5 protein-coding genes and 1 pseudogene are annotated in these 10256 nt (G+C 37.9%); 5 read left to right on the forward strand and 1 reads right to left on the reverse strand.

Annotated elements, in window-relative coordinates; all coding sequences use genetic code 11:
- The 3 genes and pseudogenes from AC3DU7_RS14975 to AC3DU7_RS14985 all read left to right on the forward strand — a co-directional run.
- Positions 1-185 (forward strand): annotated as a pseudogene (locus AC3DU7_RS14975) (hypothetical protein); the annotation flags it as partial.
- A 510-nt stretch (positions 186-695) separates the two neighbouring features.
- Positions 696-1181, forward strand: coding sequence for a hypothetical protein (locus AC3DU7_RS14980; RefSeq protein WP_488040130.1), 486 nt, complete (start codon positions 696-698; stop codon positions 1179-1181).
- Positions 1182-1760: 579 nt separating this feature from the next.
- Entirely contained in the window at positions 1761-2429 is a 669-nt protein-coding gene (locus AC3DU7_RS14985) for a PEP-CTERM sorting domain-containing protein (RefSeq protein ID WP_488040131.1), read from the forward strand.
- Positions 2430-2674: 245 nt separating this feature from the next.
- On the opposite strand, the gene AC3DU7_RS14990 is transcribed toward AC3DU7_RS14985, so the two are convergent.
- Positions 2675-4078: a (Fe-S)-binding protein gene (locus AC3DU7_RS14990; RefSeq protein ID WP_488040132.1), complete on the reverse strand. Its 1404-nt coding sequence runs from the start codon at positions 4076-4078 to the stop codon at positions 2675-2677.
- Positions 4079-4407: 329 nt separating this feature from the next.
- Between AC3DU7_RS14990 and AC3DU7_RS14995 the strand changes: the two genes are divergently transcribed.
- Positions 4408-6354 (forward strand): CHRD domain-containing protein, encoded by a 1947-nt coding sequence (locus AC3DU7_RS14995; RefSeq protein ID WP_488040133.1) that lies wholly within the window; start codon positions 4408-4410, stop codon positions 6352-6354.
- Between the two features lie 578 nt (positions 6355-6932).
- Positions 6933-9434: a DUF4347 domain-containing protein gene (locus tag AC3DU7_RS15000; protein WP_488040134.1), complete on the forward strand. Its 2502-nt coding sequence runs from the start codon at positions 6933-6935 to the stop codon at positions 9432-9434.
- Positions 9435-10256 lie beyond the last annotated feature (822 nt).

Here is a 10256-nt window from a genome sequence, read left to right on the forward strand (position 1 = left end):
TCACACACATTAAAAATCTAGAAGTTGCTAGTCGTAGTGGTCAAGTAGAATTTGACGCGAGTGAGGATGTGTTTGATGACCCTAATGATGTTGTTGATGATATTTATAAACTGTATACGTTTGAGTTGGAAAACATGATTAGGGATGAACCTTCTGGTGGTCGTGAAAGCTTATTATTAGATTGAGTTATCATGTCCGGTTGAATAGTGACACTTTAGAGGAAGGAAGGCAGAGAGCAGAAGGCAGAAGGTAAAGATAGGAGATTTCTCTATTCCCTATTCCCTGTTCCTTGCTAGTTCCCTGCTATAGTATTAACACTTTACACAATCTTCATATATTAGAAATAATCAGTAATTTATTGTAATACTTACAGCCAGGTCTGTACAGCTATTTACCGCAGTATTTATTCAGTTTTAAATTATCAAGATTTGGTAAAGACGGCATCAACCCTCTAGACAAATCATTGATAAATTTGCAATTCTTAATTTATATAGATGTACTAATATCATGTCCGGTTAAACAGTTTTAATATAAATAAATGATAAAGGAGTCAATCCACCCCTAACCCCTCCCAGGAGGGAATCAGGAGAAAAGTAAAGAAGAAGAAAGCGAAAGTTTTTTTTATCACGCTCTTATCCCGACATGATATAAGAAATTGATCGAACCTTTAATTATAGAAATAAGAGAAAACTTGAATGATAACTGCAAAAAAACTATTTTTAACTACGGTGGGAACAGCCATTATCGCCTTATCAATAGGAATAGTAGAAGCTGCTACAACTCAGAAAATTATTGGAACTCATTCTTTCTCAGGCCAGAACAATTCTTTTCAGGTTGACTTTGATAAATATCTTGATGAAACAGACATTACAGAGCTAACTCTAGACCTGTCACTAACTCCAAATGCTTCCTTTAATTTAGATAACAAATTTTTCTTCCCAGGAGAATTAGGATTTGCTTCTCAGGTAAATAATACTAATAATTATTCTATTACCAATTTAGTCGTTAGCAATAATCAAAAGGTATTAACTTCTTCTTTTGCCATGGAAACATTTAGTGAAAATAATCTATTCAATTTTGGAATTGATATAGATTTTTTTGTTAATAGCTTTTTGCTATTCAATTGCATAATGCTGATGCTGATTTTGCTTGTAGAGATATTACCTTATCTGTATATTTAAGTCATTATCAGTCTGGCGCAAGAACTTTTAAGGTTGAAAGCTTTGTATCATCAAAATCTGTATCAGTAAATATTCGGTATTCTATATTAATTAAAAGCACTACAATACATTAAACCAAATCCGGTTGTCAAAAATATTTTATAGTATGTAAGATTAAATCCTCTCCTCACTCAGTTCTACACCCTATCTCCACTATCTAAATAAAAAGATACTCTATAAACCTAATTTAGTATTAAATATATTTTCTACTTTTTGTTAACTGTCAAGTAAGATATTCTCTGTCAATAGTCTTTGGAAAACAGTCAACCTAGCAATTGCTTACTTTTTGTTTTAACCTGATTTTAAACTTTACAGAATCTTCATATTTCTGAAATTGTCAGTAATTTGTCGTAAGTCTTGCTATCAAATAAATCTAAGTGTTTACAACTGTATTTATCCAGTTTTGAATTATCAAGATTTGATGAAGCTGGCAAAAATCTATAGACAAACTAATGAGGAACTTGCAATATTACTAATGCAATATTACTAATAAGTTCATTGAGCAACTTGTCAAATACTTTAACTAGGAGGAATACTTTCATGCAAACAGTAAAAAAACTACTCTTCACCGCAGTTGGAACAGCTTTTTTTGCTTTGTCGGCAGGAACAGCAGAAGCAGCTACAGTTATGTTTATGACAGAGGGAGCTGACTCAGGAATTAATTCCGCAATTGATCGGAACGACTTTTTTCAAGTTTCCTTTACTAACGGTCCTAGTAACTTATTTATTGAACAGTTAACTTTAGATTTATCACCAGATTCAGATGCTTTCTTTGACTTTGGTGGTGGATTTTTCTCTCCCGGAGGATTTGGATTTCCTCCTGCTCTTAGTAACAATAGTGATATTGTTGGTGCTGATATTGATAATACTGTCCTTAGTGCTGACCTAAAGACATTAACTACTACTTTTGTAGGTGGAGCATTTGGCGTAGGAGAGACATTAGAGTTTGGGGTTGATACAGACTTCGTTGGTCCTGGTATTGGATTATTCGGACTGATTGACCCAGGTGCTGCTTTTGGTCTTGCAGATATTACCTTCTCCGTGCAGTTGAGTGATGGCAGGTCTGGCACAGGAACTTTTGAGGTTGAGAGCTTCTTTAAACCATCAAAATCTGTTGCATCAGTACACATTCCTGAACCTACTACAGTTTTGGCTTTATTTACAATGGGTGGTTTGAGCGCTTTTTCTCTAAAGCGGTCACGTCATTAAGATTTGTCTGAAAAAAAAAGAGAGCGATCGCTCTCCATATCTTAAGTTACAGCAAATTCTATGAAAAACACAGTAGTTCAGAGTCCAAATAATGAAAGCTTATTGAACAAAATACTCGCCGATGAAAAAAAATTATATTCTTTCTTTCTTACTCCCGACTGTTTACAGACGTTGAATGCAACATTCCTACTTTGTAAACACGAAATACGCTGTAACTTATAAATGAGAAACATTTTCCACTTTTTCTATAACTTAACTCCTCGAATTGAATAATCTAATAACTCTATTGGATGCATTAAAACCATTTTCTTTCCTTGCAATTCTAAATGCTTTTTAATCTGCAAAGAACATCCAGGATTAGCAGAAGCAATTAATTCTGCACCTGTATTCAACAAATTGTCTACTTTTTGTTGCCCCAACTCATCAGCTATTTCCGGTTGCAACATATTATAAACCCCAGCACTGCCACAGCACAAAGAAGCATCTATTGGTTCGCGCAACTTCACTCCAGGAATTTTTTGTAATAGTTCTCGGGGTTGCAAACTAATTTTTTGACCGTGCAATAAATGACAAGCATCTTGATAAACTATGCTCAATTCTTCTGCCTCAGTTAAAGGAGAAAGTTTGGCTGTTAACCCCACATTTGCTAAAAATTCTTGCACATCTTTAACATTACTAGAAAACTCTTTTGCTTTATCAGAATATTCTGAATCATCTTGGAGAATATGACCGTATTCTTTTAGAGTATGACCGCAGCCTGCAGCATTAATAATAATGGCATCAACACCAGTATTAGCAAAACTATCTATCATTTGTTTTGCCAAAGTATGAGCTTGTTTTGTTTGCCCTTGATGTTCTGGCAAAGCAGCACAACAACCTTGACTTTGAGGAATCACAACTTCGCAACCGTTAGCAGTTAAAACTCTAATTGTTGCCTGATTAACTGGTGAGAAAAATATTCTTTGTACACAACCTAAAATCAAACCAACTCGATAACGTTTTTCTCCTTGAGCCGGAATAACAGTAGGATAATTATCCTGGAAAGAAGCAGCAGTAATTTCTGGTAAAATAGATTCCATTGCTGCTAATCTGGGGGATACTTTTTTCAGCAGTTCAGTAGCACGAATAAATTTCTGGAATCCTAATTTTTGGTAAACCAGTAATGGCACAAGTAATGGTCGTAATCTCTGAGGATATGGGAAAATATTAAAGATGAGATTCCGAATGAATTTGTCAGGTAATGAACGCTTAATATTTCGTTCTACTTGCGGACGAGTTGCAGCAATTAATTTGTCATATTTAACATTAGACGGGCAAGTAGTTACACAAGCAAGACAACCTAAGCAAGTATCAAAATGTTGGGAGGTAGTTTCATTGAGCGGTGCTTCTCCTTTGTTAATAGCATCCATAGCATAAATTCTACCCCTGGGAGAATCCATTTCTTTACCAATTACCCTATAACTCGGACAGGTTGACAAACAAAATCCACAATGAACGCAAGCATCAATTAATTCTGATGATGGCGGTTTTTGAGAGTCAAAACTAGGGTTATCTGTTAAAGATTTTAAATGTGGATTTTGCTGTAAAAAGTTGCTCTCTTTGGCAGGAATTGCTCGATCATTTTGGGCGTTTATGTCTTTTATCTGCATATCTTATATTAAAGTATTTGTTGATACTAATTTTAATTGATCGTGCTATACATCAATCTTTTTGTCAATCGATGAAATAGTAGAAAGCAATTACTAGATCACCTGTAAATTTTTATTATAGCATTTAATCATACCTTAAGAAAACAAACTGGTTGTAGAGAATTTACCTATAAATAATGCAATATTTGAGTATAATTTTCAAAATATGACGGCTTGTCATATTTGTTTGCAAAAAGTAAGAAATATATACCAAAAAAATTTTATATTTAAAATAAATATGATTATCATAGTTTAGTATTAACCATACTGAAAAATTACAGAGATTCATCATGACTACTTATTTATTTGAAAACTTCCTAGGGCTTTCTTTGCCAATGTCAGAACAACAAGAAGTTCCCCCTATAGCAGATGGTCCAGCTTCAGGAAGTTTCAATGCTTTTTTACCAGGGAATACATTACTAATAGAGGGAGGCTTTGGCGGACTATCAAGCCCTTTATTTCCTGTAGGGGCAGTAGACTCAGAGGGAAACCCTCAAAGCGCAATTCATGTTCATCAGGCTGCAATAGGTCAGAATGGGGGTATTGTCCGCAACTTAGATGTAATTGATAATGGTAATAGTTCAGGTACATTTAATGGCGCTTTTACTCTCACAGATGCAGAAACACAAGCAGCAGAGGCAGATGGGTTTTATATAAATCTACACACAGACAATAATCAAAGTGGAGAGCTACGAGGACAGGTAATTCTTGTAGACGATCTAGAAGCAGCAGTCGGTCTAGGATTGCCCATGTCAGAAGCTTTTGAAGTACCATCAGTAGCAGATACCCCCGCTGAAGGAATAGCAAATGCCATTCTGATTGATGATAACTTATTAATACAAGGAACTTTTTCAGATTTATCAAGCTCTCTATTCCCTGTAGGGCAAGAAGACTCAGAAGGAAACCCTCAGAGCGCTATTCATCTGCATCAGGGATTAGCTAATTCTAATGGTGGAATTGTTCGCAACTTCGATGTATTTGATAATGGTGATGGATCGGGTGGATTTTTTGGTGATTTTACTTTAAGTCCCGATGAAATAGTGGCTGCTGAGTCAGGGAATTTTTACATCAACCTGCATACAGACAATAATCAGAGTGGAGAATTACGCACCCAAGTTCTGCTCAACGAAACAAACCCAACAGGAGACGATCTAGTAACATTTTTACCGATATCAGAAGCTCAAGAAGTTGACCCAGTAGTAGATACTGACGCTACAGGAACTTTTTATGCAGTTCTTTCTGGCAATACTTTTAATATATCTGGGGGTTTCGATGATTTATCTAGCGATTTGTTTAATGTCGGACCTGTAGATTCTCAAGGAAATCCTCAAAGTTCCGTTCATATTCATTTGGGTGAACTTGGCCAGAACGGGGGAATTTTACGCAACTTGACTGTAGTTGAAACTGATGGTGATTCTGGTTTCTTCTCTGGCAGTTTTACTCTAAATAATACTGAAGTTGCAGCAGTAGAGTCAGGAGAAGTTTATATTAACCTGCACACAGAAAATAATCCCAGTGGTGAATTACGCGGACAGGTTATTTTAGAAGATTTAGATAATGTAATTCCTCAAGAGGATGTGGTTTTCAATGGGGATAACCGTGACAATAATATTTTTGGCGGTACTGGTAACGATGAAATTGTTGGCTTTGCTGGAGATGATTTATTAAATGGGCGATCGGGTAACGATCGCCTTGTTGGTGGTGATGGAAACGATAATCTCATTGGTGCTAATGGAAACGATACTTTATTCGGCCAGGATGGTAATGATGTTTTACAAGGTCGCCTTGGGTTTGATATATTGCTTGGTGGAAGCGGTAATGATACTATCAATGGTGGTCAAGGTCGCGATCGCATCAATGGTGGTGCTGGAAACGATGAATTGACGGGTGGAGCTAGTATAGACCGATTTATCTTTAACACCAACCAAGAGTTTGATTCTCAAGACATAGGTATAGACCAGATTAATGATTTTAATAGTGGGCAAGATATTATTGTGCTTGACTTGAGTACCTTTACTGCTCTAGATAGTTCTCCTGGTATTGGTTTATCTGAAGATGATTTTGCCATTGTCTCTAGTGATGCTGCAACTGCTGAGGCTGAAATTGTTTACAACTCTGCTAGTGGAGCATTGTATTATAATACCAACGGTACTGCAGATGGGTTTGGTACTGGCGCTCAATTTGCCACATTAGACGGCAGTCCAGATTTAGTAGCTAATGATTTTCAAATTAGATAGAGTTGACTTTGGTGGGTCTTAGGTGTTGGGTGTGTAGTTAGTTTAAATTAAGTTACATTTACTTAAATCTGAGTATTTCAACTTATGAGGTAAAGATAAAATATAAGTAGGGTTTGCTGATTAAATATCGCGCGCATTGACTGATATTGGTTTTAGGCAATTTATGTCTGAAAAAAATATGAGCTTTTGAGAAGCTATTGTTAAAAAAGTGAGGATTTTCACGCCCTGCACGCAGCCGAAAAATCACTCTGACTATTGTTTTGGCCACTGACTCTGTAATTCCCATTTATTCTGCGTCCTAAATACTGCCTACAAAGAGCAAAAAGACTTTATTCAGCAAACCCTAAGCATTGAAGGACATCCTAAGAACAGATAAGGAGTGGTCTTATGAAAATAAGACTACCCAGACCAAGAAGTCCTCAAGATAGATCAAGTAGTAAAAGGTGCTATGGCCACAACAGGTGGGCTGCTGCAAGTGGAGCTCTTATGGGAACAGGAACGGCGATTTACTTTACCTTAATTCTCTTAATTATAAGAGGATTATAGAAGACAAAAAACTGACCCTGGAGATCAAAATAATGAAATTAAACTTCAATTTCAACACTGCTGTATTTATTGATGCTAGCGTTGAAAACTACCAGCAATTATTTGATGGTGTCATTGCTGAGGCCAAACCATTCCAACTCGATACTGCCACTGATGGCATCGCTCAGATAGATCAAATTCTACAGCAGCATCCAGAGATTAAGACTATCCATATAATATCCCACGGCTGTCCGGGCTGTCTGTATCTGGGCGATGGTCAACTGAGTTTAGATACTCTCCACTATTACGCGAGCGAACTGCAACGGTGGAGACTCGACAATATACTACTTTATGGTTGTAACGTGGCAGCCAGGGATGCAGGGACAGAATTCATTGCTAAGTTGCACGATTTGACTGGGGCGCGGATTGCGGCTTCTAAGTCTCTGACTGGGGCGACAGCTAAGGGTGGAAACTGGGAGTTGGAGGTGGTTACGGATAAAACAACAGAGTTGGGGGCTGTTTTGCAAGGGGAGGTGATGGCTGACTATGATTATGTTTTGAGTCTGGAATTGGAATGGACTGTTAATATTGGGAGCATCGGTAACGACCACGGCAGTGGAATAGCCACTGACAGCAGCGACAATATCTTGGTTACAGGCGATTTCGGCAATTTAAGCGAGGACGACACCATCGATATCAACTCTGATGGTATCAATGACCTGAACAGTAATGGGGCAACTGATGCTTATGTCGTCAAATTTGACAGCGACGGCAATTTAGTATTTGCTCGAAATATCGGCGGTAGCAGTCATAATGATAACTTTGGCTATGGGATAGCAACCGACAGCAGTGGCAATGTCTTGGCAACGGGAAGTTTCTACGAAGCCATCGACATCGACTCTGATGGTATTGATGACCTGAACAGTAATGGAGGCAACGATGCTTATGTAGCCAAGTTCGACGGCAACGGCAACTTGGTTTTTATTCAAAATATCGGCGGTAGCGATCATGACTCTGGCTTTGACATTGCTACCGACAGTAGCAGCAATGTCTTGGTTGCAGGCAGTTTCTTAGGTAACATTGACATCGACTCTGATGATACTGATGACTTGACCAGTAATGGAGGCAGCGATGGATATATAGCCAAGTTCGACAGCGACGGCAATTTGGTTTTTGCTCAAAATATCGGCGGTACCAGTTGGGACCATAGCTATAGGATAGCCACCGACGGCAGCGACAATATCTTAGTTGCAGGATTTTTCCAAGAAACCATCGATATTAACTCTGATGGTGTCAATGACCTGACCAGTAATGGGGAGATTGATGCGTATGTAGTCAAGTTCGACAGCGATGGCAATTTGGTTTTTGCTCAAAATATTGGCGGTAGCAGTTGGGATAGTAGCTATGGGATAGCAACCGACAGCAGTGGCAATGTCTGGGTTGCGGGCGATTTCCAGGGCAACACTATCGACATCAACTCTGATGGTATCGATGACCTGACCAGTAATGGGGACAGTGATGGATATTTGGTCAAGTTCGACAGCGATGGCAATTTGCTCTTTTCTCAAAATATTGGCGGTAGTGACACTGAGAGTATTCGTGCGATAACTACTGACAGCAGTGGCAATGTCTGGGTTGCAGGCTATTTCCGGGGCAACACCATCGACATAAACTCTGATGGTACCGATGACCTGACCAGTGATGGGTACTTTAATCCTTATATAGCCAAATTCGACAGCGATGGCAATTTGCTCTTTGCTCAAAATATTAGCCGTGTCAGTGAGATAGCTACCGATAGCAGTGGCAATATCCTGCTTACTGGCGGCTTCGGCGATGATATCAACAATTTCTACGAATCCATTGATATCAACGTTGATGGTATTGATGACCTGACCAGTAATGGCGGCTTCGATGCTTATGTAGCAAAACTATCCGAACAACCAGAACCTCCAATTATTATTGGAGACAGTGGCGAAAATATTCTCAATGGTGGTGTAGGCAAAGACACTGTTGTTGGTGGTAGTGGTAACGATACCCTCAATGGAGGTCGCGGTAACGACAAGCTACTTGGACAAGCTGATGACGATCTGTTAATAGGTCGCCCCGGTAACGATATCTTATTAGGAGGCAGTGGTGACGATATCCTAGAAGGAGGTATTGGTCGCGATCGCCTGAATGGTGGCCCTGGAAACGATGAATTAAATGGTGGAGCTAGTATAGACCAATTTATCTTTAACACCAACCAAGAGTTTGATTCTCAAGACATAGGTATAGACCAGATTAATGATTTTAATAGTGGGCAAGATATTATTGTGCTTGACTTGAGTACCTTTACTGCTCTAGATAGTTCTCCTGGTATTGGTTTATCTGAAGATGATTTTGCCATTGTCTCTAGTGATGCTGCAACTGCTGAGGCTGAAATTGTTTACAACTCTGCTAGTGGAGCATTGTATTATAATACCAACGGTACTGCAGATGGGTTTGGTACTGGCGCTCAATTTGCCACATTAGACGGCAGTCCAGACTTAGTAGCTAATGATTTTCAAGTTAGATAGAACCTGATATTAGTACTATCAGGATTTACGCATGAGGTACAAAAACTGGGGTTTGAGATTGCTTTCCGTTCCGGACTGCTCCGCAAACCCTTTAGCTCGCTTCGGAAAAAACTATGTTGTACTGTGTAATTCCTATACTATTCTAAACCACATCTATATACAATCTAATATAATCTATATGTATAAATAATATGTATATAATATGTATATAGTGTAATATCATGTCCGGATAATTACTTATAAAGATAAAAAAACTTTATTCTTCTTGATTTCCTCCTGACTCTATGACTCCTCAGTCGTGTCGTTATTTATAAATTTTCAAGCGGACATGATATATAGTCATTCCAGTTATAGCGGTTTTCACAAAGGTAGACTACAAAGCTTCTGCCTTCTGCCTTTAAGCCAAAATCTCTGTATTCTATGTTAATGAAAACTGTTATAAAATTGAAACAAGGTTTTTTTGTCTTGAAAGAGTTTCAGCTGAAAAGGTGTTCCAGTCTTATACCAAATCTCTAAATTCTTGCTACATCTTCTTGAGAGTAGGGAGTAGGTAGTAGAGTTAAAAGAAAGCATATATCTTGGTTTAATACCGAGAATCGTTACAAACATCACTGAAGCATTATTATTATTTAATAACTGAAGTATTCATGAAGGATAGCATTGTTTTTGGGAAATAGTATTATTCAGAATGACTATAAATCCCGATCGGTGTGTTTTTTTTCTAGCATGATCGCACTTGGATTTCTTAAATAACCAAGGTTTATTAATTAATATTGATTAATATTATGTCCGGATGAACAGTTATAAATAATTAGGGAGGAG

This window comes from Okeania sp. (assembly GCF_983059655.1).